Source organism: Dendronalium phyllosphericum CENA369 (genome assembly GCF_016056275.1).
GTDB lineage: Bacteria > Cyanobacteriota > Cyanobacteriia > Cyanobacteriales > Nostocaceae > Dendronalium > Dendronalium phyllosphericum.
In genome coordinates this window covers 1-23,689 of the sequence record NZ_JAECZA010000071.1, presented here as the reverse complement: position 1 = coordinate 23,689, position 23,689 = coordinate 1, and the positions used below count along the sequence as shown (strand labels likewise).

Below are 23,689 nucleotides of genomic sequence, written 5' to 3'. Positions count from 1 at the left end.
GTCCCAGTATTTTATTTATTTGGTCTACCAACTCTATTTCATCAATGATTCCTGCTACTATCCCCAGGTGATCTAAATTTTTTACTTCAATATTCAAGGGCGAATTCATTTTCACACTATTTCCCATCAACTATTTTTAGCTTTTCATGATGGAAGCTTATAGAGTGCTAATTTTATTTATTTTTTGACTTCTACCCTGATTCTGGCTATTAACTTTACTTCTCGGTTTTTATTGTCTCAATTTTTACCAATAGTCTGAATTTACTTACTGCTTTCTCTGTGTGCCAGTTTTAGGTGCGGAATGTGGGATAAATGCTTCCAACTTTTTGGAATTAAGCGGCAAATTTTGGAGACTCATCACCTTTGTATACTTAAAAATCTCTAAATGATAGAGCCTTATATTAGCAGACGTTTTAAAACTCTGAAACCAGCAAATAGTAACAGCCTAAGCGATCGCGCCCTGATTTTTCCTAAAGCCTCAATCAAGTTGCGATTGCAGGTGACAGATGTGCATCTACCCAGATAGTCATGCCACTAATACTGGATGATTAAGCTTACGCGAGGCGTATAGAAGTGCTGCCTTGAGATCGTCTGCTTGAAGATCGGGCATTTCTTCTAAGATTTGTTCAGCACTCAGTCCAGTAGCAAATAAGTCCAATACATCTGACACCCTAATTCTCATGCCCCGAATGCATGGGCGACCACCACATTGTTTGGGATTAACTGTAATTCTTCTAAGTAATTCTGGCATAGGGTTTTACTTTATAATTGGTAATTGGGATTGTTAGCCTCTCTCACAGAGGAAGCTTTGCAATCCGATCGACCCACTCTTGGGCGCTGGATATCGCCCAAATTATCAGCAGTTCTTCGATAACGACTTCAACTGGTAGCTTTTGGGAAACAATAATCACTCCTGCACTATGATTGCTGGTGATGAACTCAGCAAACTCTAATGGCATTGTTTTACGATCGTGACTGACCAAGATACGTCCCTGCTGTGCTGCCTTCGCCAATACTTCAGAATCTTTTAAACCTTCTAATCCAGCAGCTAAGGCAGTTTGGAAGTCAATGGTAGGTTCTCGTCGCAGAACTCCTGTGACAATCGCCTGATTCAAATCAGCATCGGCTTGGTAGCTAACATTCACGAATCTACCTGTTGTCTTGTTGCTTTGGCTGTCTTGAGTTTGTTGTACAAAGCAGGATCGGCAGTTTGTAGTGGTTGAGGCATAGCATCAAATGCTGCTTCCTCAGCTACTAGGTAAGCATCAATCTCAGCACGATTGGCTAGATAAAACGCGATCGCTCCATAAACTTGTTCGAGTGTCAGTAAAGGAAAAGAATTAACAATGCTTTCAGGTGATAATCCTTTTCGGAATGCATAAACTATTGAGTCTAAGGAAATTCGAGTTCCTGCAACCCAATAAGCATCTTGACGATATTCTACGTAAGATTTAGCTGTTACAACTGACATAGATTTGTTTTGACTCTACTTTTAATATTAAAAATTACAGTTCAAATTACAACTGCCTCAGCGATCGCCCCCTGCATTCTCCCCATAGCATCAATTAAACTTTGCAATTGTTGGTCTGCTTTCATCACAGCTAAACCGCGGACTGTAACTTTACCGGGAGAGAAAACAAAACGCGTTTTGAGATGTTCTGGTAAGTTCGCTGCTAATAAATTCCAAGCAGGTTCTTCCATCGGCGTTTCTAAAACAACGTGCTGTTTATTTTCGGGTTTAATGCGGCTAAATCCTAACTTTTTCGCTAACTGTTTGAGTTCCATGACGCGCAAAAGTTGATTTGCTGGCACTGGTAAAGTACCATAGCGATCGCCCCACTCCCCAGCAATTTGGGTTAATTCTTCTTTCGATTTTGCTCCTGCTACCGCACGGTAAGCACTCATCTTTTGATCTAAGTCGGGGATGTAATCGGCAGGGATAAATGCTGTGAGATTGAGGTCGATTTGAGTATCATCAACCTTAGGAATTTCTTGTCCGCGAATTTCTCGAATTGATTCCTCTAACATTTCCATATACAAATCAAAACCGATCGCATCCATTTGACCGGATTGTTCTGCACCCAACAAGTTACCTACACCCCGAATTTCCATGTCGCGCATTGCTAGCTGATAGCCAGAACCTAGCTGCGTGAATTCTTGAATTGCCCGTAACCTCTGCCTTGCCGCGTCAGATAACGCCCGCTGCTTCGGGTAAAATAGCCAAGCATGAGCCTGAATGCCAGCACGTCCCACACGTCCGCGCAACTGATAAAGCTGTGCCAAGCCAAAGCGGTGAGCATCTTCAATTAAGATGGTGTTGACTCGCGGAATATCTAAACCAGATTCGATAATCGTCGTACAAACGAGAATATCTGCCTCACCATTACTGAAGGTGAGCATGGTTGATTCTAACTCGCTTTCATCCATTTGACCGTGGGCGATCGCAAACCTTCCCCCCGTTATCATTTCTCGCAAATTGGCGGTTGTCTCTTCAATACCTTCAACTCGCGGTACTACATAAAACACCTGTCCGCCTCTGTCTAATTCTTGGCGAATCGCACTGCGGACGCTTTCCGGGTTCAGCGGTGCGAGATGGGTTTGAATTGGTCTTCTGGTTGGGGGTGGTGTGGTAATCAAACTCATTTCCCGAATTCCCGACAAAGACATGTACAGAGTACGAGGAATGGGAGTAGCGGAAAGAGTCAACACGTCAACTTGAGTTTTCAAGCTTTTAATTTTCTCTTTTTGGTTCACCCCAAACCGCTGTTCTTCATCCACTACCAACAGTCCTAAATCTTTGAAAGACACGCCTTTACCTAAAAGTTGGTGCGTACCCACGACTACATCTAATTCGCCCGTTGCTAATCGCTTTTGAATTTCACGGCGTTCTTCAGCGGTGCGGAAACGGTTGAGTAAACCGACGTTTACAGGGTAGGGTGCAAAGCGTTCTTTAAGGGTGTGGTAGTGTTGCTGAGTCAGGATAGTAGTAGGTGCTAAAAGTGCGACTTGTTTACCAGAAGTCACAGCTTTGAAAATGGCACGAATAGCGACTTCTGTTTTCCCGAAACCGACATCACCGCAAACCAAACGATCCATCGGGCGATCGCTTTCCATATCGCGTTTAACATCTTGCACGGCTTTAAGCTGATCTGTGGTGGGTTGGTAGGGGAAAGAATCTTCTAGTTCCTCTTGCCAAGGCATATCATGTGGAAATGCAAACCCTTCTTGTTGCGATCGCGCTGCATACAATTTCAGCAAGTCCACCGCTAATTTCTTAATCGCTTTGCGGACTCGGTTTTTAGTATTGTCCCAAGCCTTACCAGTCATCTTGTGGAGTTCTGGGGCTTTATCAGCAGTGGCGCGGAACCGGGACAGAGAACCTACTTGGTCGGCTGCGACTCTGAGTAGTCCATCAGCATACTGCACGACGATGTAATCGCGGGTTTCGTCGTTAATCGTTAGACTTTCTAACTTGACAAACTTGCCAATTCCGTGGCTTCTGTGAACCACATAATCACCCGGACGTAGCTTATTCGGGTCAACTTGCTTAGAAGTAGCTTTGCGACGCTTGCGGATATAACCGGGAGTTGCTAGGGAGTGCTGTCCATAAAATTCGCGGTCGGTGACGACTATCAAGCGGTAGGTAGGCAGAATAAAGCCTTCAAGTTCAGCCAGCCCGGAATATTTCAGTGCTACGGGTGTATGGTTGATTTGCAGCTTGTCAATTGCTTGGTAGTCTCTGGGATTAGGAATAAACTGCGCCGGACAATCGTGTTCTTGCAACAGAGAAACAGAACGCGAAGGTTGAGCGGAAATTAACCAGATAGAGAAATTGCGATCGCGCTCTTTTCTGAGTGTTTCTGCAAGTTTGCCAAACTGGTGCGGCGTAACTGGTACAGACCGACTAGCCAAATTTATACCACTATTTTCCTCCGCCAATTCTGACAAATATAACGTTTTAAACTTGGCAACATCAGCCAAACACTCATCAAAAGACCGATGAATTTTCGGCAGTCCATCTACAACTGACTCTTGTACAGACGCGATTGATCGCGTCTCTACGAGAATTGACCACTGTTCTTCTGCATTTTCCACCCAGCGATCGCTATGAGCGTGACACTGTTCTGGCTCATCAATGGCAATTAGAGTATTTTCTGGTAAATAATCAAGTAAAGAGGCTGGTTTTTCAAAAGCCAACCCTAAAAAGCGCCGACTACCTTCTAGGAGTGCTGAGTCTTCAGCGCTAAATTCTGAGCCACTACTCAACTCAGCACTCAGCACTCGGAACTCAGCACTGTTTTTGAGTGCTTCCAACACAATAGGAGCAAAACTAGTAGGAGTTAGTATCAACTGGTCAATTTTGTCAAGGGCGGAACGTTGAGTTGCGGCATCAAATTCCCGGATTTTCTCGATTTCGTCGCCAAACCATTCCAGTCGTACTGGCAACTCCGACGCAACAGGGAAGACATCAACAATATCACCGCGCCGACTCCACTGCCCTTCTGTTTCCACCAGAGGTACGCGTTCGTACCCCAAAGTAGTTATTTTTTCGCCAAAGCTATCTAAGTCAAATTCCATCCCCCGCTTCAGGGTAAGACAGAAGGGTGTAAAGGCTTGCGGAGGTGGTAGATGAGGTTGTAAGGCCCCAGCAGTAGCAACAATTGCCATCTTTGTCAGTTGTCCGTTGTCAGTTGTTTGTTGCAACTGACCACTGACCACTGACCACTGACCACTAACCAAATCTGCTAAAACTTGCATTTGCCCCCAAGTCATCTCAGTTTCGGGGTCAAAGGGTTCGTAAGGAGATGCTTCGGATGTTGGGTAAAAATGTACGCTTTTCCAGCCCATCGCCTCCAACTGTGCAAAAGCGCGTCCAGCTTCCTCTAAAGTGGCACACACTACAAATAAATTCTTTTCTGAATTTTGTGCCAATGCCGAAGCCACCAAGCCTTTGGGTAGGCGAGGGATACCATTTAGCTGCAAATCTTGTTGCCGATTTAGCTTAGAAAGTAGTTCAGTACTGAGGGGCGATCGCGCCAAGGCACGCACAATAGAAGAAAATGCCATAAGTTTTACTAGAGGAGGAAGTCGTTGGAGATAAGAAAATTTAGAGTCAGTTTATGTCCTCCATTTTAAAAGTGTTAATAGCCCTGTTCTTATTTCTGTGGAAGAATAATAGCTAATATCTACTAGCTTTCGTAGAGACGCGATTAACCCTTGTCTTTCCAAGAGTCACGCGATTAACCCTTGTCTGTAATTTTTCTCCCCCTGCTCCCCTGCTCCCCTGCTCCTTTGCCCAAAATCAGCCTTCACAATCGCTGTTTAACCGAACACGAAATGACTACATATGTAAAGCAAAAAATCAAATTACTATTTTGTAGATAGTCAAAGCATTTATGACAGCACCTTTAATACTAGATACTAGAGATTGAGCTACGTTCGCTCTTGATAGCGCCAATTCTAAACATGTCCTCCATCACTTTTGAAGTTTTCATCATTTTGGTACTAATTATTGCCAACGGTGTATTTTCTATGTCTGAGATGGCGATTGTCTCAGCACGTAAGGTAAGGCTACAGCAACTTGCCAATCAAGGGGACGCTAAGGCAAGAGCAGCATTGAAACTAGCGGAGTCGCCAAACCATTTCCTGTCAACTGTTCAAGTAGGTATTTCCTTAATCGGTATTTTAACTGGTGCTTTTGGAGGAGCAACAATTGCCACTCGACTGGCAGTATATATCCGACTTGTACCTTTTTTAGCACCTTATAGCGAACCAATTTCCTTCGGAATAGTAGTTTTGCTGATCACTTATTTGTCGCTAATTATTGGCGAACTCGTGCCAAAGCGTCTGGCATTGAATAATCCAGAAAAAATTGCAGCAATTGTAGCTATTCCGATGCGAGCTTTAGCAGCACTTGCTTCTCCAGCAGTTTATCTTTTAAGTGCTTCTACGGAACTAGTGCTGCGAGTGTTAGGTATTACACCCTCTGTCGAACCACAAGTCACTGAGGAAGAAATTAAAATCCTCATCGAACAAGGTACAGAAGCAGGAACCTTTGAGGAAGCCGAACAGGATATGGTGGAGCGAGTATTTCGCCTAGGCGATCGCCCAGCCAGTTCTTTTATGACACCCCGTCCTGATATTGTTTGGCTGGATTTGGAGGACTCTGCCGAAGAAAACCGAGAGAAGATGGTCGAAAGTGCCTATTCTCGATATCCAGTTTGTCAAGGAGGACTAGATAATGTGCTGGGTGTGATCCCAGTTACCGATTTATTAGCTCGGAGTTTCCGAGGCGATTCCCTAGACTTGACAGTGGGATTGCGTCAGCCTGTATTTGTGCCAGAAAGCACCCGTGGCTTAAAAGTTTTGGAACTATTCAAGCAAACCATCACTCACATGGCGCTAGTAGTCGATGAATACGGCGTGATTCAAGGATTAGTCACTCTTAATGACATCATGAGCGAAATTGTCGGTGATGTTCCTAATGCTGACGATCAGGAAAATCCCCAAGCCGTACAACGGGAAGATGGTTCCTGGCTTTTAGATGGGATGTTAGCTGTAGAAGACTTTTTGGAACTTTTCGGTATGGAAGAGTGGGAATCGGAAGAGCGAGGCAGCTATCAAACCTTAGGTGGTTTTGTCATTACCCATTTAGGACGTATCCCCGCAGCAGCAGATCATTTTGAATGGCAGGGTATGCGTATTGAAGTAATGGATATGGATGGCAACCGCGTTGATAAAGTACTAGTTGTGCCAGTGGCTAGTCAAGCAGTGGATGCGACAAAATCTGAATAACTGGGGATTGGGGATTAGGGACTAGGAATTGGAAAATATTAAAATTCTTAACTCCTGTACGGGCGAACGGCCGTTCGCCCGTACTAACTCCCCACTCTCTAAGTCCGAGATAGACGTTTGACTTCTTCACCCGCCAAAAGCTGATGCGCTTGCGCCAAAAACTGGGGGATCTTCTCGCCATGAGGGCTGTGTGCAAGACATTGCCGCAAGTCTAGTTCATCTAAGCGATCTGCTTTGTTACCAGGAAACCAGTGGCTACCATTGCCAAGTAAGTTGTAGCGCATTTTGGCGTAGTCTACTAAATCGTAGGCGATCGCTAAATTCAATAGCCATAAAATTACTCGAATATTTACTTGCCCTGGCGTTTCCTCCCAAGTGGGTAAATTGGTTTCCCAGGTTTTTACCCAATCTTCTCCGAAAGTGGCGATCGCTTCCTCTTCTAACCTTGCCAAAATAGGTGGCAAAATTTCTGATGAACGATCTAATAAATTTAAAGTCTTAAGATGTTCGTCAAAATCTTGCGGTTTTGCTGCTCCGATACTCAGGGTATGCACCTGTTGATGACTCAGACAAAATAGATCGTTAAACACCATCGGACTCAACGGGGCGCAAAGATTGACTAATTTTGCGGGGGGATTATATAACTTTCCTCCTTTATCAGAAGGGCTAATAATAAAAACTCCCATATCTTGATGGGTAGCCGCTTCAATTGCTGCCCAATTCCATTGATTAATGTAGTACCAATGCAAGTTTACATAATCAAATTGATTAGTCTTAATTGTCTGCACAATTGTATCTGTAGACCCATGAGTAGAAAAACCAATAAATCTAACTTTCCCTTCTGCTTGCAATTGTTTTGCTACTTCCAAACAGCCACCAGAACGGATGCTGTACTCTAAAGACTCATCATGATTAATGCCATGTAACCCTAATAAGTCAACATAATCTAGTTGAAGATTTCGCAATGATTGTTCAAAAGTCTGTCGGAATTCTTTGGCATCTGCAACAGGATTAACTTTAGTCTGAACAATTAACTTTTCTCGCGGAAGCGTAGGTAGTATTTTTCCCAACTGCATTTCAGAACTACCATAACCGCGAGCAGTTTCAATATGATTAATACCAACCTCTACCGCTCGTCGAATAGTTGCTTCCAAATTTTTTTGATTACCCGCAGGAATTTCTGACTGAGGGACATCTTGCCATTTAAATTGGTATCTCATGCCGCCGCAGGAAAACACCGGCATCTGTAATTCTGTGCGTCCAAATCGTCTATACAGCATCATGTAGATGTTCGAGTCCTTGCCAATCTCAATCTAGCAGGACAGTTGTCGTAGAGACGCAATTAATCGCGTCTGTACAAGAATCAGTTGTTAGTGATTTTATCTCCCTTGCCCCTCTGCTCCCCGTCAGTGAGCCATTGGGGCTTTCGCTCCTGCTCTGCCTTTGCCTAGGAATAGTAACAAGGGCAATGAGCAGAGAAACGCCACTCCTACAACTCGAAAGATATCTGCAAAAGATAAAATGGCAGCTTGGGTATCTACTATTTGACTGATTAAAGCTAGTGCTTGTTGTTGAGCTGTTGTTGCATCCATGCCCTGGCTTTGGAGTGCTCCACTGAGCAAGTCAAGGCGCTGATTAGTTTCTATGTCATAAGGACTAAGTTTTTCTAATAGAAGAGCTCGATGAAAAGCCTCGCGTCGGTCAAGCAGAGTTGTGAGTAAGGCAATGCCAATACTGCCACCTAGTTGTCGGGTGAGGTTGTAAAAACCGGAACCAGCAGAAATATCATGTTTAGGTAGCGGCCCTAAAGTTGCCAGACTCAAAGGAAGAAACATCAAAACAGTAAAAGCGCCGCGCCATACCAATGGCCAAAATAAGTCATCTGTACCGCTTTGGGGGGTAATTGCTGCTAGTTGAAACATAACTCCAGATGTTCCAACAGCACCCATGGCAATTAAGGCTCTAGCATCAATTATGCTAGACAACTTGCCTAATAAAACCATGACGATCGCGGACGCTAAAGCACCAGGTGCTAGTAACAGTCCTGTTTGCGTTGCTGTAAAGTGTAGTACGCTCTGTGCGAAAATCGGTACGGCAAAGAGTGTCCCATAAAGCCCCATACCCACCAACGCCGAGAGCAAACTTCCTGCTGATAAAGAACGGTGGCGTAAAACTCTTAATTCCACTGCTGGGTAGGCTGTTATCAGTTCTCGCCAAATAAATAGCCCCAGCCCAATAACACTGAGGACACCCAGAGTAGTTATGAAACCGGAAGAAAACCAATCATCTTGTTCTCCTTCTTCTAACATTGTTTGCAAGCAGCCGATAGCAATGATTAAAAATCCAATTCCCCACCAATCAATAGCTTGATTCTGGGCTTTGCTTTTATCTACATCTTTTGGCAAAAATAGCGATGCCATCACCACTGCTAAAATCCCAAAAGGTAGGTTCACAAAGAAAATCCAACGCCAGCCCAAACCATCTACCAAAAATCCTCCGAGGGTGGGGCCAATTGCTGGCCCAGCAATCACGCCTACGCCAAAAACTGCTTGAGCAAGACCTTGCTCTGCTGGTGGAAAAGTCTCGAACAAAATCGCTTGGGCTTTAGCTAGTAACCCACCTCCACATAAACCTTGGAGAATTCGGGAAAGAACCAACATTGGTAGATTGAAAGCTAATCCGCATAAAATTGAAGCAAGCGTAAAACCAATCAACGAGAAGATAAAATAAGACTTTTTTCCAAAGTAATCTCCCAGCCAAGCTGATAACGGAATCAAGACGACGTTAGCGATCGCATATCCAGTCACAACCCAGCCCACCTCACTAACAGTTGCACCAAGAGTAGCCTGGATGTCAGTCAGGGCTACGTTGACAATACTAGTATCAATTACTTCTAAAATTGCACCAAGGGAAGCAGTAAAGGCGATCGCCCACTTTAAAGGCCCCTGGATATAACCCTCATTGGTTGTTGCAAGCTGAGTCTGAGCGGAACGTTTAAAGTTAGTAGACATTGGTAGCCAAAGTAATATTTCCCTGACCTTGAAACTTAACCCTGCCAACAGTTAATGCTGACGAGGAGTCAGAGCAATAGCGGCCGGAAAATGTAAATGTAAATATTTATTATTTATACGCTACGGTAGCGTATCGTATATAAATTGGTCAAGAGGTCTTGAGATGGAAAAGGTGAGGAGGAAGTTGCAAAGATGACATTGCTTAGGGAAGATGTTTTCATGAGTAAGCAAATCAACAGCCCCTCTGGGCGACCGCGTAGTGCCCATGCTGACCAAGCTATTCTGCAAGCGACTTTAGATTTGCTGGCGGAAGTAGGATATCAGAGCATGAGCATAGAAGCGATCGCTTCTCGTGCTGGAGTCGGTAAAACGACTATTTATCGCCGTTACACTTCTAAAGAAGAACTAGTAGCGGATGCAATTGAAAGTCTCAGGGAAGTTTTCCCGATAGCGGATACGGGTAGCTTTTGGGGAGACATGGATATTTTGATTAATAATGCAGCCAAAAAAATACTGAGTCCCCTTGGTCGTCAGACACTCGCTTTAATTATCAGTACAGCATCCAGTAATCCCCAGTTTGCCCAAGTCTACTGGACAAAATACACGATGCCTCGGCGTGAAGTCTTTGCCAAAGTACTGGAACGTGCCAAGTCCAGAGGTGAAATTCAACATGATGCGGACATTGACTTAATTATCGATTTAGTGAGCGGCTCGCTGTATTATGCACTCATCTTTAAACCCACGCCTGAGCCAGTAGCAGCGTACATGCGGCGTACTATAAATCTTCTGTTAAAAGGCATTGGCTGAGTGCTGAGTTCTGAGTGCTAAGTAGAGACGCGATTAATCGCGTCTGTACAAAGGAGTGCTGTAGACGCTTCTGCGGCTTTCCGCAGGGTAGCAGGTGGCGTTGCTGAGTTAGGAGAAGAAGGGCTATGGCGCGTCTGACTGGAGTAATGAAAAGTTACGATCCCCTGACTTAAGTGACACGATATCAAATTAGATTCATCAAAAAAGTTACGATCCCCTGACTTTTGTCACGTCATTTCCTCAGCACTCCACACTCAGTACTCACTAAAAGCGCAAGACCTTGCACCTCTCCACACTCAGCACTCAGCACTTAGCACTCAGCACTTCTAAATGAATTGAGAGTTGTTGCAAAAATAACTGTGCGCTGCAATTTATAGATGGGATGATAAAATAACCAGAATAAAAAGGAGAGCAATTGTCATTTTTACTTATTCTTTTGTTGTTGGAGGATAGCATCACAGTACTGGATGAGAGTCGTTAGGCGATCGCCAATTGTCTGAAGTCTCGTTTTTACAGTTGATGCCTGCCGTGCCCCTTGAAAAAACATCACATCTATTTCCAACAATCGCAATTGCTTGCTAATTTCCGTTCGATAAGACTGCACCCGCGAGTCTTCTTCAGTCAAAGGCACAATTTGCTGCTGATACATTTGCTGCAAAGCAGCCAACCGCTGTCGCAGTTCATCGGGTGTATTCAGTTGGGTAGTGGTGACATCAAGGCGTAATTCCTCTAGCAAGGTTGCTAGTGCCTGATATTTCTCAAGATTCAGAGACATCCAGTGCTAGTTAAGATAGTATTAATGTCAAGAAATATTTCTTCTAAAATAAACTTTCACAGTTTTTTATTAAAATCACAAGCCTCAAATTATGCTTTGAGGCTTTATTTGCCATCAGCAAACTTCCGGCATTATGCTCCTTTAAACTCACACAGGATGATTACTATAGGTCTTAAGGAATCGTCCCGACACTATTTTTTCTACCCGTCTCTGGGCAACAGCATCTACTAACAGCAGTGCTGTCAGTTGTTTCCATATCCCACCCATTCACCGATCCCCAATAGTTTCGATAGTATGAGCAGCATAGCTATTAATTCCTCAATCGATCTTGCCCTGCCAGAATGGTTAAAAAAATGTTTGAAGGAGTCGTCGGCGGCAAATAACAGCACAGCGGCAGACGACCGAAGGCATAACGATATGGTTTTAATTGGTAGGGCATTTGAATTCGCTTACCAATTGCATCAGGGTCAATACCGCAAATCAGGAGAATTATACATCAGTCATCCTGTTGCTGTGGCTGGATTACTACGCGATTTAGGAGGCAGTCCTGCTATGATAGCAGCTGGATTTCTCCATGATGTAGTTGAAGATACAGATGTCACAATTGAAGAAATAGAAGAGCGTTTTGGCCCAGAAGTACGGCAATTAGTAGAAGGTGTCACTAAACTTTCTAAAATCAATTTTAAAAGCAAAACAGAAAGCCAAGCCGAAAACTTCCGGCGGATGTTTTTAGCAATGGCGCAAGACATCAGGGTAATTGTGGTGAAACTGGCAGACCGTTTGCATAACATGCGAACTTTGCAGTATATGTCAGAAGCCAGCCGCCGCCGTAGTGCCCAGGAAACGCGAGATATCTTCGCACCTCTAGCCAATCGCTTGGGTATTTGGCGGATTAAGTGGGAACTCGAAGATTTGGCTTTTAAATATCTGGAACCGGAAGCTTTCCGCCAAATGCAGCAGCATGTTTCCGAAAAACGGACGGCTAGAGAAGAGAAATTGGCAAAAGCTACAGAAATTTTGCGGGAACGTTTGCAGCAAGCCGGAATTCACTGCCAAGATATCAGCGGTCGTCCCAAGCACCTTTATAGCATTTATCAAAAAATGCAGCGGCAGCAAAAGGAATTTCATGAAATTTACGATTTGGCAGCGCTACGAATTATTGTTCAGACCAATGAGGAATGTTATCGGGCTTTGGCGGTAGTTCACGATGCTTTTCGCCCAATCCCTGGTAGATTCAAAGACTACATTGGATTGCCAAAGCCCAACCGTTACCAGTCCTTGCATACTGGGGTAATCGGTTTGACAGGTCGTCCTTTGGAGGTGCAAATCCGGACAATAGAAATGCATCACGTTGCCGAGTATGGAATTGCGGCTCATTGGAAGTACAAAGAAACAGGTAGTTCTATCAGTAGCCTGACAGCAACAGATGAAAAGTTTACTTGGTTGCGGCAGTTGCTGGAATGGCAAAGCGATCTCAAGGATGCTCAAGAGTATCTCGACAGCGTCAAAGATAATCTATTTGAAGATGATGTCTATGTCTTCACCCCTAAGGGGGATGTTGTACCCTTGAGTCCTGGTTCTACCAGCATAGATTTTGCTTATCGGATTCATACAGAGGTGGGCAACCACTGTGCAGGGGCGCGGGTAAATGGGCGGATGGTTCCACTGTCTACGCGGTTGCAAAATGGCGACATTGTAGAGGTGATGACCCAAAAGAACTGCCATCCGAGTTTAGATTGGTTAAACTTCGTCAGAACTTCGGCAGCCAAGTATCGAATTAAACAATGGTACAAGCGATCGCGCCGCGAAGAAAATGTCACCCGCGGACGGGAATTGTTAGAAAAAGAACTTGGTAAAACTGGTTTTGATAGCCTGTTGAAATCAGAAGCGATGCAAACTGTCTCCGAAAAGTGTAATTATCACAGCGTAGAAGATTTACTTGCTGGTTTGGGTTATGGCGAAGTGACCCTGAACTTAGTGTTAAACCGCTGGCGAGATGTAGTCAAGGCACAACAGCCAGCTACTATTACACCCCCATTTCTCCCGAAAGAAGCTAGTACACCCAAAGCCTTGCGGGACATAACGCCATTTACTTGCCGCTCAACTGATTCCCCAATTATTGGCGTAGAAGGATTGGTTTATCATTTAGCTGGGTGTTGTACGCCGATTCCTGGCGAACCAATTATTGGTGTAGTCACACGCGGCAGAGGAATTTCTATTCATCGCCAAGGCTGTCATAATCTGGAAAATGTCGAGTACGAGCGTCTAGTACCAGTAAGGTGGAATCCAGCAGCCGAACATAACGGTTGTCATCACACTTACCCAGTAGATATTCAAATTGAAGCACTCGATCGCGTGGGAGTTTTAAAGGATATCTTGTCAAGATTGAGCGACCAAGGAATCAACGTCCGTCATGCCCAGGTAAAAACTGCTACTGGTCAACCAGCATTAATGGACTTAGGAATAGATATACGCGATCGCTCTCAACTAGAACAAGTATTTATCCAAATTAAGAAAATGAGTGACATCCTAAATATCCGCCGTGTGGGTCAAATAGACGAGTAGTTGAAGTAGGGAAGCAGGGGGAGCAGGGGAAGAAAGATTACCTTCTGCCTTCTGACAACTGACCACTGACTCTTGTACAGACGCGATTAATCGCGTCTCTACGACAACTGACTCAGTACTCTACAGAACTGTGAATCCAATCTTTGAGGATGGGGTTCACTATTTCAGGTGCTTCATCCTGAGGACAGTGACCAACGCCTTCTAAAGGAATAAACTTGAGTACTTGGGGAAAGTTGGCTAACTCCCTACCTAACTCCACTGGTTCCCAAGGGTCAGCTGTTCCCCATAAAATAATGGCAGGACAAGGTAGTACTGGCAAAAGGTCTTCAGGTAAAGGCCCTGTAGAATAGGCAGTAAAGGCAAGGAATACAGCTACAGCACCGGGATCGCTAGCTGGTGCAGTTAAAATGTCTACCAACTCATCTGTCACTATTTCAGAATTAGCGTAGGCTTTTAGCAAAATCTTTCGTACTGTTTTCGGTTTAGCAACTTGATTGAAAAAGAAGCTGCCAATCGGTTTAATAGATAATAGGCGCTGTAGCAAGGGCGCTCCAAAACGACGCGACCAAGGTAGAGTTGCCCGTTTGCGATCGTGCAATAAACGTAGAGAACAGTTAAGCAAAGCAACTCCCAAGGCAATATCCGGGTTACTTACTGCTGCTTGCATGGCTACGATACAGCCAATAGAATTTCCTACTAAAAAAGCAGGTTCACCCACCACTTCGCGGCAAAAATCTGCTACTTGCTGTCCCCAAGTTTCTAGCGTGTAGGCAATTTTTTCACCTGGTTCGGGTTTGGCTGAACCGCCAAAGCCAATTAAATCAATGGCATAAACACGGCAATTTTCCGCTAGCATCGGTATATTTTTGCGCCAGTGCCACCATGAAGCCCCAAAGCCATGTACTAAAATCACAGCCGGGCCAGCAGTTCCTTGGGTTTGGTAGCAGATAGGGAAACCTTGCCAAATCCAAGTTTTTGTTGAGGTAAATGCAGTAGTAAAACTTGTCATAGTAAAAACTTGAGTATTGGCACTATTTCCAATTTCTGTGATGTCTTTTTTAAATTTTAATGTTGCTTCTATTTATGATATTTCACATTTCGTTATATTACTGATTTTTCCAAAGACAACAAGTAATTTTTATTAAAAGAACATGATATTTTTATTACATCTCACGTAAACAAATTTACGTGAAATTGTTGAAACATTCAATTTTATGGAAAAGCCTTTACAGATAAGCTTTTTACACTAATACAAGCTGATACCTTCGATCTGAAATATCTTGAGTACAAAGGGGTAATAACAATCTAGGTTGGGGAATGTAGCAGATTATAGGGCATTTATGAAAATTCCCAGAGAACTTTATATTGTGTAACAGATTTAACAACGGTAGTAGATTCAGTAGTTTTACAATTTACGGGAGCCGAGGGGATCTATAAAATTGTTGGGTATCAAGCATCGGCTAAAAGTTGGTTTGCACCTGAAAAGTGAAACTGAGTTTCACCTAAATGTTTTTTCCTAGTTCCTTGCGGTCAAAGAAGATGACTATACTAGAAACAGTTTATACTCCTGTTGGTAGTTACGCACCAGATTTTGAACTGCCAGGAATTGACGAGCGGGTACACCATCTCAGCCGTTATCTAGAAAGATTCAGTGCAGTGGGCGTTATTTTTATGTGCAACCACTGTCCTTATGTCGGCTTATATCTAGACAGGCTAAAAAATATTCAAGCGGAATTTGCGGCAAGTGGTTTTACATTGATTGGTATGAACGGCAACGATGCCACTCAGGTATCGACGGAAAGCTTTGATAATATGAAAACTTTTGCCCAACTTTATCAATTAAACTTTCCCTATTTATGGGATTCAACCCAAGATGTTACTCGTAGTTTTGGTGCTAGTAAAACACCAATGGCTTTTTTAATCGATAGTGATGGTATAGTGCGCTACAAAGGTCAAATTGACAACGATCCTCAACAGTCATCATCAACAAAAGAGGATTATTTGAGAAATGCGATCGCCTGTCTGTTCAAAAATCAAGCTATTAACCTTTCAGAAACAGAACCAGTTGGAACTTCATTAATCTGGCGGAACTAGACATAGATAGGCACTGTACTGCTATCTTAAATTGGAGGCAATTGCAACTTTTTTGATAAAGCGTAACTTCATGGGAACGAATTACCGACGGGTTTTACTTAAACTAAGCGGTGAAGCCTTAATGGGCAACATGGGCTATGGCATTGACCCAGAAGTGGTCAAAGAGATAGGCCAAGAAGTAGCAGAGGTAGTAGCCACTGGCGTTCAGATCGCCATCGTCGTTGGCGGCGGCAATATTTTTCGAGGTGTCAAAGCTGCGTCGGCGGGTATGGACAGGGCAACCGCTGACTACATAGGGATGATTGCCACGGTAATGAATGCCATGACGCTACAAGATTCGCTAGAGCGAATAGGGGTACAGACGCGGGTACAAACCGCGATCGCTATGCAAGAATTAGCGGAACCGTATATCCGTCGTCGTGCCATCCGCCATCTAGAAAAAGGACGGGTGGTAATTTTTGGTGCTGGTTCGGGAAATCCCTTCTTTACTACTGATACAACTGCGGCATTGAGAGCCGCAGAAATTGATGCGGAAGTGATTTTTAAAGCCACCAAGGTAGACGGAGTATACGATGCCGATCCCCATATCTATCCTGATGCCAAACGCTACACCAGCCTCACCTACGCACATGTTCTGACTAAAGATTTGCGGGTGATGGATAGTACAGCGATTGCCTTATGTAAAGAGAATAATATCCCAATTCTGGTATTTGACCTCACGGTGAGAGGTAATATCCACCGTGCAGTCATGGGAGAATCTATCGGCACCCTTGTGGGAGGTTCTTGTGAAATTAGCTGAAGCTGAGAGTACGATGCAAAAAACCGTTGATTCAACTCAACGGGCTTTTAACACGATTCGCACTGGTCGCGCCAATGCGAATTTACTAGATAAAGTACAGGTGGACTACTACGGTTCGCCCACACCTTTGAAATCGTTGGCAAATATCACCACGCCGGATGCCACAACGATTTTGATTCAACCCTACGATCGCAGCAGTTTAAATATAGTCGAGAAGGCGATTTCCCTTTCAGATGTGGGTTTAACGCCCAGTAATGACGGTTCTGTAATTCGGTTAAACATTCCGCCCCTAACAAGCGATCGCCGTAAAGAACTAGTCAAAATCGCTGCGAAGTATGCTGAAGAAGGTCGTGTTGCTATTCGCAACATCCGCCGCGATGCTTTAGATACGATTCGCAAACAAGAGAAAGCCTCTGAAATCTCTGAAGATGAATCGAAAGACCAACAAGACAAGTTGCAAAAACTGACAAACAAGTACACTGCCAGAATAGATGAACTATTAGCAGAAAAAGAAAAAGATATCACAACTGTCTAAAGGTTGAAGGATGAAAAATCAAGTGTGGAAGTATAAATTATTCAGCTTTCACACTTGATTTCATCCTTTTTTAGTCTTTACTAAAAATTGATAAACGTTGCTGAATAATTAGCAAAAAATGTGTAATCGCTACAAGTATAGAACTTATACCAATTCGTAATTAAAAAAGTCAGATTCAGTAGGAGTTTCAGGATTTGAATCTGTTGCTGGATTTTAGAGAATTGGTATTACGCAGCAAGTTTATTGGGCTTAGGGGTAAGCGCGTGCAAGTATAAAGATTTTTCCTATGTAGTACCCTTGTATCCCTTATCCAAATCTTTGGTTTTTCGTATCATCGCGTCAGTCTTATCCGTGTAGAGTACAAGATACACTCAAAAATCAATTAGATTGAGGAGCAAATATTCAGCAATGTATGACATCATCATCGTCGGTGCTGGCCCAGCTGGTGGAACAGCAGCATATCACTTAGCTAAGAAGGGTCGCTCAGTATTAGTTTTGGAAAAAGAATCCCTACCAAGATATAAACCATGTGGTGGTGGTGTGTCACCAGCGATCGCTCAATGGTTTGATTTTGATTTTAGCCCAGCTATTTCTGTGAAGGCAGACTCCCTGCGCTTCACCTGGAAATTGGGCGACCCTGTGGAAGCAAAAATCGAAACTAAAGACCCAGTTTGGATGGTACGGCGAGATGTTTTTGACCATTTCCTTGTGCAGCAAGCGCAGAAGCAAGGAGCGGAACTACGCGATAATACGGAAGTTACAGGAATTGAGTTTAAAAGCGATTATTGGCAAGTAAACACAGCCAATGGTTCAGTTACAGGTCGCTATTTGATTGCTGCTGATGGTGCTAAAGGCCCAATGGCAAAGTGGTTGGGCTTCAAACAACGTAAACGTCGCCTAGCAGGAGCTTTGGAAGCAGAGGTTCCAGCGGTAGTAGAAAACAAATCTACAATTCATTTCGAGTTTGGCTTGGTTAAAAACGGCTACATCTGGAACTTCCCTAAAGCTGATGGTTATTCAATTGGTGTGGGGACGTTCATTGGTGGTGAACCCCAGGATTTTAAAAAGATTTTGGATGAGTATGCTAAATCATTTAATGTAGATATCAAAATTAGCAAGCAATATGGTCATCCCCTGTGTATTTGGGATGGTATTCAAAAGTTACATACTCAAAATGCTGTTTTGGCTGGAGAAGCCGCTTGCGTAGTCGATCCTATGACCGCAGAAGGCATTCGCCCCTCAATTTTTACTGGCTTGCTGGCAGCAGAATTTATCGATCGCGCGCTTTCTGGTAATATCAACGCTTTAGAACAATACAGCCAAGCCATTAACGAACAATGGGGTAGTGATATGGCCTGGGCACAAAAAATAGCTGGAGCATTCTATCGCTTTCCTGGTATTGGCTATAAAGTTGGTGTGAAACGTCCTTCTGGGGCCCAAATTATGGGTAAGATACTGTGTGGCGAACTGCGCTATAGTGACGTTGCTGGTCGTGCCCTCAAGCGTTTAATTCCCGGTTTTGGGAGTTAGTCTATTGATTAGTAAGTAATTCCAAGTCGGGATGAGTTGTATTGTTTCAAAGCGAGCTAACTTAGGATTAACTTTTTCAGGTGAGTAAAAATACCGGAAATATTTCCCCTATTCTGGATTTTCATTTCGTATCTTAGTGGTAAAAAATTAATTATTTAACTACTAAGACAAATAGAAAAATACATGAAATTTTCAAATGGTTAATCTTTGTAATTTCTAGAATTATAAAGATTAATCAGACATATTGACCAAATCCTAATTTAGGGTGTTTACCTTGTAGTCAGCAGCTTTAGTATTTATGTTTTATTTACGGTTATTTACCCTAAAAATATGAATGGGTTAATCAGTGCTATTGGCACAGGATTAGTTGCATTTAGTGCCACCAACTTTGATGATATTGTCATTCTATTACTATTTTTTTCTCAAATAAATGCTTTCTTTCGCCCTCGGCATATTGTTGTTGGTCAATATCTAGGTTTCACAATACTAATAATTATCAGTTTACCTGGTTTTTTTGGGAGACTAATCATACCGCAAAACTGGATTGGCTTACTCGGTTTGCTGCCAATTGCAATCGGTCTTAACAACTTAGTGAATCGAGAAGAAGATTTATCAAAGGAAGTGATTGCAGAAACAACACAACCTGAAGCTTCATCAATTAGTAGTTTTTTCTCGCCTCAGACTTACAGCGTAGCAGCAGTAACAATTGCCAATGGTAGCGATAATGTTAGCGTCTACATGCCATTATTTGCTAGTAGCGACTTAGGCAGTTTTTTAGTCATTATCAGCTTATTCTTAATTTTATTAGGAGTTTGGTGCTATGGTGCATACAAGTTAAGCCACCAAAAAATAATAGCTGATATTTTGACTCGCTACGGTAATAACCTTATACCTTTTGTGTTGATGGGATTGGGGGCTTTTATTGTATTAAAAAGTGAAGCTTTGAGTCTTATAAAGCTGGCTGCTAGTTGTCTGTGTTTGCTGATTCTAGTGAAAAACGATGATAGTGTAAATGAAATCGAGGAAAATTCAAGTAGATGAAGTTGCCAGATTATACTGATATTCGGTTTGATTCCAACAAATTCAGAAATACCGCACCAGTTCGAGATTCTGGTGCGGTGAAATTTTAAGCCGCACAACAAATAGGGGCAGATTTGAAACCTACCCCTGTTGCTTGCGATATACTCCGCCCTACAGCGACAGCTACAGGCTTTAAGCTATCAACCAAACTTACCATATCGTCTAAAGAAAGCGCTTGACGCGCATCTGACACAGATTTTTCTGGTTCTGGGTGACACTCAATAATTAAACCATCTGCCCCACAAGCAACAGCAGCTTTTGCCAAAGGTGCTACTAGTTCCCGTTTACCTACGGCATGGGAAGGATCTACAATCACGGGCAAGTGAGTTATTTGTTTGAGAGCTACTACTGCTCCTAAATCTAGGACATTACGGGTGTAATTATCGAAGCTGCGGATACCCCGTTCGCATAGCACCACATCAGGATTACCGTGACTTAAGATATATTCAGCTGCCATAACGAATTCTTCAATTGTCGCTGCTAAACCTCGCTTGAGTAGTATTGGCTTACCAGCTTGTCCCAAGGCTTTCAGCAAGTCAAAGTTTTGCATATTGCGGCTCCCAATTTGAAGCATATCAGCATGGGCGGCGACTACTTCAATTTGGGAAATTGACATAACTTCGGTAATGACTGGGATATTGTAACGCGATCGCACCTTGGCTAAAACTGCCAATCCTTCTTCTCCCATTCCTTGGAAAGCGTAGGGAGAGGTACGGGGTTTGTAAACACCGCCACGTAATGCCTGTACGGGCGCAGCAGATAGTTTTTGAGCAACTATTTCCATTTGTTCTAAGCTTTCAACCGCGCAGGGGCCACCGATAATTATCACTTCTTTGCCGCCGAAGGCAGCTGTTTGTGAGAGTTTAACGATTGTCTGATGGCTAGAATGTAATTGTGTGGCAAGTTTGGCGTTAATCATGGTTTAGTTTTCCTTAATTAGTTAGTTGTCATAGAGACGCGATTAATCGCGTCTGTACAAAACGTAGAGACGCGATTAATCGCGTCTGTCAGTTGTCAGTAGGCAGTAAGTAGGAGTAGCTGTTATTTCTTCCTTGTCTCCCTTGTCCCCTTGTCCCCCTGCTCCCTCATGCCCCTGCTCCCTCATCTCCCTCATCCCCCTCATCTCCTCTACTCCCCAGTCTCCAGCGCCACAAAAAAGCCCGGAGCGTTTGAGTTCCGGGCGCGTTCTGATTCATCAGCATGACGCTATTTACCCGGAACTTGCTCTGGGCCAAAAGTAAAAGCCATAAAACCAGCTAATGAAATAGGTCATGAGATGAAATTTTGCTCCTTAAAAAACAAAAACCGCAGAGTTTGCTCTGCGGTTCACCGGGCGGTTTCCATCTGGAAACTTAATTCACTCCCGGTGAACCGCCTTAAACCAAAAATAAAAGTAGTAGCTGCTTATGAACATTATTTGGGACGTTCAACTAAAAATTTCATGTACATCTCTATTATGGTCACAATAACAGAAGCAGTTGGTAGCGTCAAGACCCGCACAACCTTGAAAAAAAGCGATAGACTCAGTACAACTCAAAACAAGGGGTGTGAGGGTATTTCAGAGAAGATTTCCCTACACCCCTATTCTCCTATACCCTTAGCGAACTAATTCTGTATTGACGCGATCGCTTGTTGAGCAATATTTAGTTTTATTATGCCCAGTTCTAAAATCTTAACCACTTCTTTTGACTCCCAAGGAGTTTATCCTTGCCCCGTTTGTCGGATAGGTAAGATTTATCACATGCCATTGATGGAGGCTATGGCTTGTGACTTCTGCCATGAAATTTTTACTGTCAACCTCGAACAACAGCAAATCAAGATGCCTTCTCGGCAACCTCCCCTCATTTGGCGTTGGAATGGCTTTAATTGGACTGAAGCTCAGTTAGAAGGTATGGAATTAGGTTGGGGCTATGGGTTAGCAGCAATTGCGTTTGTAATTTTTCCTACCACCTTAATTGGCATAGTAGCTTACTATTTTCCTCCTACTCTTAATGCTCCTATTACTTGGATGCCATATATCTGGACGTTATTAACTTTTTTGTCGCATTTATCAATTATTATTTGGATTTTTATTGAAGTTTATCAAATTCCTGTTGCGGCATATTTAAGAGCTATGAATCGATGGAGAAATAGAGAAATGGGTAGATAAGGATAAGCTATTTCACATCGAAGTTGCGTATTTAATTATTTTGAGTGGTTAGTAGCTACTACCTCAATTTGTTGCTTAAAATCCAGATTTATTTGAGAAAACGAGCATAATTTAGCAATAACTAACCTACATTGACACAGAACTTCATGTGAATCCTGATATCGCGGTAGCGTTTTGGTGTATATCAAGAAAGGAGAGAATTTTTAGGTATGCCTACAAAAGAGTTATTGATGGACTTAGTTCGCTGCGCTACGCTTATATAATATTCGGATGTCAATTTTACTTCTTGCAAATTTACTATGCAATTAACTGCTACCGAACCGCACAGTGTTATCTGAGTTTAAAATACTAAAAACTTGCAAACTATATTTCATTGCCAAAAAAACATTTTCTCAAGGAATAAGCCGATAGAGGGTTGCATTAATCATAATTAATTTGGTTGTCCACTAAAACACCTTATGAGAGAGCTGGAGCGGTATTATAGAGTCTTAGAAATAGAACCTGGGGCAACGCTTGAAGAAGTAAACCAGGCTTACAAAGATTTGGTCTTTGTATGGCATCCCGATCGCATTCCTAAAGACAATCTCCGCTTACAAAAGAAAGCCCAAGAAAAATTGCAAGCAATTAATGAAGCTCGTGATAAATTGCGGTCTTTTAATGGTAAGCATCAAACTATCTATAATTATCCACCAACTCAACAGAAAAAATCATCTCCAAAAACTTCTCACCCGCAAACCTCTCAACCACCAAAGCAAAGTTCTGATTTGAGCGGCAAAGACTTCAGTCGAGCAAACTTGAGTAATAAAGATTTATCTGGCAGAAATTTGAGTTATGCTAATTTGAGCGGAGCCGATCTCAGTGATACTTTTATGCACAAAGTTAATCTGAGAGGCGCGAATTTATCGGAAGCTAATTTGTTTAGAGCCAACTTACTTTTAGCTGATTTGAGAGAAGCAAATTTACGCTCTGCTAACTTGATTGGTGCGGATCTTAGTGGCGCTGATTTGCGCGGTGCTGATTTAACAGGAGCAAGGATTCGCTCTGGCGAACGCTTACTAGTAAAACTGATTGGTGCTAACTTAGCTGGTGCGATTATGCCTGATGGTGAGATTCATAGTTGAGAAAATTTGAGATTTGAGATTCTAGATAAAATAATTCAAAATCTAAAATTACTTTAAGATTTTAATCTCCTAATTTAAAGTCGAGATTAAATCAAAATTCCTAAATGGCATAATAGTATTTAGAGGCTATTTATAAAGTAAATCTAAAAGTGAGGAAAAAGAGGTTACGGCAAGTATAAGATACCTTGTAGACAGTGTATTTACATAGTTACTCATGGCGCGAAAGTTTTACCCCACAGACTTAACTAATATGGAGTGGGAAATCCTGTCTCCCTTAATTCCACCAGCTAAAGAGGGAGGCCATCCACGTACAACAGATATGCGTGAAATATGCAATGCTATCTATTATCATTTGAAAACGGGATGTCAATGGAATATGCTTCCAGGCGATTTCCCACCAAGTTCAACGGTATACAACTATTACCGCA

At 42.9% G+C, this 23,689-nt stretch carries 22 protein-coding genes; 12 read left to right on the top strand and 10 right to left on the bottom strand.

All coding sequences use genetic code 11. From position 1 onward, the window contains the following. Nucleotides 1-109 (bottom strand): DUF4277 domain-containing protein (locus tag I8752_RS15660; protein ID WP_214433241.1); only part of this gene is annotated, 109 nt, incomplete at its 3' end. A gap of 276 nt (nucleotides 110-385) precedes the next feature. Between I8752_RS15660 and I8752_RS15655 the strand changes: the two genes are divergently transcribed. Beyond that, complete coding sequence (locus I8752_RS15655; protein WP_214433238.1) at nucleotides 386-526, top strand: hypothetical protein; 141 nt, start codon at nucleotides 386-388, stop codon at nucleotides 524-526. Here the strand turns inward: I8752_RS15655 and I8752_RS15650 are convergent, their stop codons facing one another. The 4 genes from I8752_RS15650 to mfd are packed head-to-tail and all read right to left on the bottom strand — an operon-like array spanning nucleotide 527 to nucleotide 5,067. After that, on the bottom strand, nucleotides 527-751 hold the full coding sequence (locus tag I8752_RS15650) for a DUF433 domain-containing protein (RefSeq protein ID WP_214433237.1): 225 nt from the start codon (nucleotides 749-751) through the stop codon (nucleotides 527-529). It lies immediately after the preceding gene. A 43-nt stretch (nucleotides 752-794) separates the two neighbouring features. Further along, nucleotides 795-1,145, bottom strand: a complete 351-nt coding sequence (locus tag I8752_RS15645; protein ID WP_214433236.1) for a DUF5615 family PIN-like protein — start codon at nucleotides 1,143-1,145, stop codon at nucleotides 795-797. After that, complete coding sequence (locus I8752_RS15640) at nucleotides 1,142-1,471, bottom strand: DUF433 domain-containing protein (RefSeq protein ID WP_214433235.1); 330 nt, start codon at nucleotides 1,469-1,471, stop codon at nucleotides 1,142-1,144. Before I8752_RS15640 ends, I8752_RS15645 begins: the two co-directional genes overlap by 4 nt. A 41-nt stretch (nucleotides 1,472-1,512) precedes the next feature. Continuing rightward, nucleotides 1,513-5,067: a transcription-repair coupling factor gene (mfd, locus tag I8752_RS15635; protein WP_214433234.1), complete on the bottom strand. Its 3,555-nt coding sequence runs from the start codon at nucleotides 5,065-5,067 to the stop codon at nucleotides 1,513-1,515. 399 nt (nucleotides 5,068-5,466) lie between these two features. On the opposite strand from mfd, the gene I8752_RS15630 reads away from it, so the two are divergent. Beyond that, on the top strand, nucleotides 5,467-6,795 hold the full coding sequence (locus I8752_RS15630) for a hemolysin family protein (RefSeq protein WP_214433233.1): 1,329 nt from the start codon (nucleotides 5,467-5,469) through the stop codon (nucleotides 6,793-6,795). 98 nt (nucleotides 6,796-6,893) lie between these two features. Here I8752_RS15630 and I8752_RS15625 read toward each other — a convergent pair whose 3' ends face one another. Both I8752_RS15625 and I8752_RS15620 read right to left on the bottom strand, forming a co-directional pair. After that, nucleotides 6,894-8,075, bottom strand: a complete 1,182-nt coding sequence (locus I8752_RS15625; protein ID WP_214433240.1) for an aldo/keto reductase — start codon at nucleotides 8,073-8,075, stop codon at nucleotides 6,894-6,896. 126 nt (nucleotides 8,076-8,201) lie between these two features. Continuing rightward, a complete protein-coding gene (locus I8752_RS15620) occupies nucleotides 8,202-9,806 on the bottom strand; it encodes a DHA2 family efflux MFS transporter permease subunit (RefSeq protein ID WP_214433232.1) in 1,605 nt (534 codons plus the stop codon). Nucleotides 9,807-10,025: 219 nt separating this feature from the next. Between I8752_RS15620 and I8752_RS15615 the strand changes: the two genes are divergently transcribed. After that, the gene (locus tag I8752_RS15615; RefSeq protein ID WP_214433239.1) at nucleotides 10,026-10,613 is read left to right on the top strand and encodes a TetR/AcrR family transcriptional regulator; all 588 of its coding nucleotides are present in this window, start codon (nucleotides 10,026-10,028) and stop codon (nucleotides 10,611-10,613) included. Between the two features lie 424 nt (nucleotides 10,614-11,037). On the opposite strand, the gene patD is transcribed toward I8752_RS15615, so the two are convergent. Continuing rightward, complete coding sequence (gene patD, locus I8752_RS15610) at nucleotides 11,038-11,388, bottom strand: heterocyst frequency control protein PatD (RefSeq protein ID WP_214433231.1); 351 nt, start codon at nucleotides 11,386-11,388, stop codon at nucleotides 11,038-11,040. Nucleotides 11,389-11,682: 294 nt separating this feature from the next. Between patD and I8752_RS15605 the strand changes: the two genes are divergently transcribed. Next, the gene (locus tag I8752_RS15605; RefSeq protein WP_214433230.1) at nucleotides 11,683-13,953 is read left to right on the top strand and encodes a RelA/SpoT family protein; all 2,271 of its coding nucleotides are present in this window, start codon (nucleotides 11,683-11,685) and stop codon (nucleotides 13,951-13,953) included. A gap of 112 nt (nucleotides 13,954-14,065) precedes the next feature. Here I8752_RS15605 and I8752_RS15600 read toward each other — a convergent pair whose 3' ends face one another. Beyond that, a complete protein-coding gene (locus tag I8752_RS15600; RefSeq protein WP_214433229.1) occupies nucleotides 14,066-14,962 on the bottom strand; it encodes an alpha/beta fold hydrolase in 897 nt (298 codons plus the stop codon). Nucleotides 14,963-15,492: 530 nt separating this feature from the next. Between I8752_RS15600 and I8752_RS15595 the strand changes: the two genes are divergently transcribed. The 5 genes from I8752_RS15595 to I8752_RS15575 all read left to right on the top strand — a co-directional run bounded on the left by I8752_RS15595 (nucleotide 15,493) and on the right by I8752_RS15575 (nucleotide 19,952). Then, nucleotides 15,493-16,047, top strand: a complete 555-nt coding sequence (locus tag I8752_RS15595) for a thioredoxin family protein (protein WP_214433228.1) — start codon at nucleotides 15,493-15,495, stop codon at nucleotides 16,045-16,047. Between the two features lie 70 nt (nucleotides 16,048-16,117). Beyond that, entirely contained in the window at nucleotides 16,118-16,846 is a 729-nt protein-coding gene (pyrH, locus tag I8752_RS15590) for a UMP kinase (protein WP_214433227.1), read from the top strand. Then, nucleotides 16,833-17,381, top strand: coding sequence for a ribosome recycling factor (gene frr, locus I8752_RS15585; RefSeq protein WP_214433226.1), 549 nt, complete (start codon nucleotides 16,833-16,835; stop codon nucleotides 17,379-17,381). Before pyrH ends, frr begins: the two co-directional genes overlap by 14 nt. Nucleotides 17,382-17,789: 408 nt before the next feature. Next, complete coding sequence (locus I8752_RS15580; protein ID WP_214433225.1) at nucleotides 17,790-18,911, top strand: geranylgeranyl reductase family protein; 1,122 nt, start codon at nucleotides 17,790-17,792, stop codon at nucleotides 18,909-18,911. Between the two features lie 330 nt (nucleotides 18,912-19,241). Further along, entirely contained in the window at nucleotides 19,242-19,952 is a 711-nt protein-coding gene (locus I8752_RS15575) for a cadmium resistance transporter (RefSeq protein WP_214433224.1), read from the top strand. A gap of 85 nt (nucleotides 19,953-20,037) precedes the next feature. On the opposite strand, the gene aroF is transcribed toward I8752_RS15575, so the two are convergent. Next, on the bottom strand, nucleotides 20,038-20,910 hold the full coding sequence (gene aroF, locus I8752_RS15570) for a 3-deoxy-7-phosphoheptulonate synthase (protein WP_214433223.1): 873 nt from the start codon (nucleotides 20,908-20,910) through the stop codon (nucleotides 20,038-20,040). A gap of 735 nt (nucleotides 20,911-21,645) precedes the next feature. Here aroF and I8752_RS15565 point away from each other — a divergent pair. The 3 genes from I8752_RS15565 to I8752_RS15555 form a co-directional block, all read left to right on the top strand. Continuing rightward, entirely contained in the window at nucleotides 21,646-22,140 is a 495-nt protein-coding gene (locus I8752_RS15565) for a hypothetical protein (protein ID WP_214433222.1), read from the top strand. Between the two features lie 458 nt (nucleotides 22,141-22,598). Next, nucleotides 22,599-23,261, top strand: coding sequence for a pentapeptide repeat-containing protein (locus I8752_RS15560; RefSeq protein WP_214433221.1), 663 nt, complete (start codon nucleotides 22,599-22,601; stop codon nucleotides 23,259-23,261). A 214-nt stretch (nucleotides 23,262-23,475) separates the two neighbouring features. Then, nucleotides 23,476-23,689: transposase (locus I8752_RS15555; protein ID WP_214433220.1), on the top strand; the 214-nt coding region annotated here is incomplete at its 3' end.

What these genes read in the sequence shown, in the direction of transcription:
- I8752_RS15655 (WP_214433238.1), top strand. Translation starts at nt 386, where the DNA reads ATGATAGAGCCTTATATTAGCAGACGTTTTAAAACTCTGAAACCAGCA.
- I8752_RS15650 (WP_214433237.1), bottom strand. Translation starts at nt 751, where the DNA reads ATGCCAGAATTACTTAGAAGAATTACAGTTAATCCCAAACAATGTGGT.
- I8752_RS15640 (WP_214433235.1), bottom strand. Translation starts at nt 1,471, where the DNA reads ATGTCAGTTGTAACAGCTAAATCTTACGTAGAATATCGTCAAGATGCT.
- mfd (WP_214433234.1), bottom strand. Translation starts at nt 5,067, where the DNA reads ATGGCATTTTCTTCTATTGTGCGTGCCTTGGCGCGATCGCCCCTCAGT.
- I8752_RS15630 (WP_214433233.1), top strand. Translation starts at nt 5,467, where the DNA reads ATGTCCTCCATCACTTTTGAAGTTTTCATCATTTTGGTACTAATTATT.
- I8752_RS15625 (WP_214433240.1), bottom strand. Translation starts at nt 8,075, where the DNA reads ATGCTGTATAGACGATTTGGACGCACAGAATTACAGATGCCGGTGTTT.
- I8752_RS15620 (WP_214433232.1), bottom strand. Translation starts at nt 9,806, where the DNA reads ATGTCTACTAACTTTAAACGTTCCGCTCAGACTCAGCTTGCAACAACC.
- I8752_RS15615 (WP_214433239.1), top strand. Translation starts at nt 10,026, where the DNA reads ATGAGTAAGCAAATCAACAGCCCCTCTGGGCGACCGCGTAGTGCCCAT.
- patD (WP_214433231.1), bottom strand. Translation starts at nt 11,388, where the DNA reads ATGTCTCTGAATCTTGAGAAATATCAGGCACTAGCAACCTTGCTAGAG.
- I8752_RS15605 (WP_214433230.1), top strand. Translation starts at nt 11,683, where the DNA reads ATGAGCAGCATAGCTATTAATTCCTCAATCGATCTTGCCCTGCCAGAA.
- I8752_RS15600 (WP_214433229.1), bottom strand. Translation starts at nt 14,962, where the DNA reads ATGACAAGTTTTACTACTGCATTTACCTCAACAAAAACTTGGATTTGG.
- I8752_RS15595 (WP_214433228.1), top strand. Translation starts at nt 15,493, where the DNA reads ATGACTATACTAGAAACAGTTTATACTCCTGTTGGTAGTTACGCACCA.
- pyrH (WP_214433227.1), top strand. Translation starts at nt 16,118, where the DNA reads ATGGGAACGAATTACCGACGGGTTTTACTTAAACTAAGCGGTGAAGCC.
- I8752_RS15580 (WP_214433225.1), top strand. Translation starts at nt 17,790, where the DNA reads ATGTATGACATCATCATCGTCGGTGCTGGCCCAGCTGGTGGAACAGCA.
- I8752_RS15575 (WP_214433224.1), top strand. Translation starts at nt 19,242, where the DNA reads ATGAATGGGTTAATCAGTGCTATTGGCACAGGATTAGTTGCATTTAGT.
- aroF (WP_214433223.1), bottom strand. Translation starts at nt 20,910, where the DNA reads ATGATTAACGCCAAACTTGCCACACAATTACATTCTAGCCATCAGACA.
- I8752_RS15565 (WP_214433222.1), top strand. Translation starts at nt 21,646, where the DNA reads ATGCCCAGTTCTAAAATCTTAACCACTTCTTTTGACTCCCAAGGAGTT.
- I8752_RS15560 (WP_214433221.1), top strand. Translation starts at nt 22,599, where the DNA reads ATGAGAGAGCTGGAGCGGTATTATAGAGTCTTAGAAATAGAACCTGGG.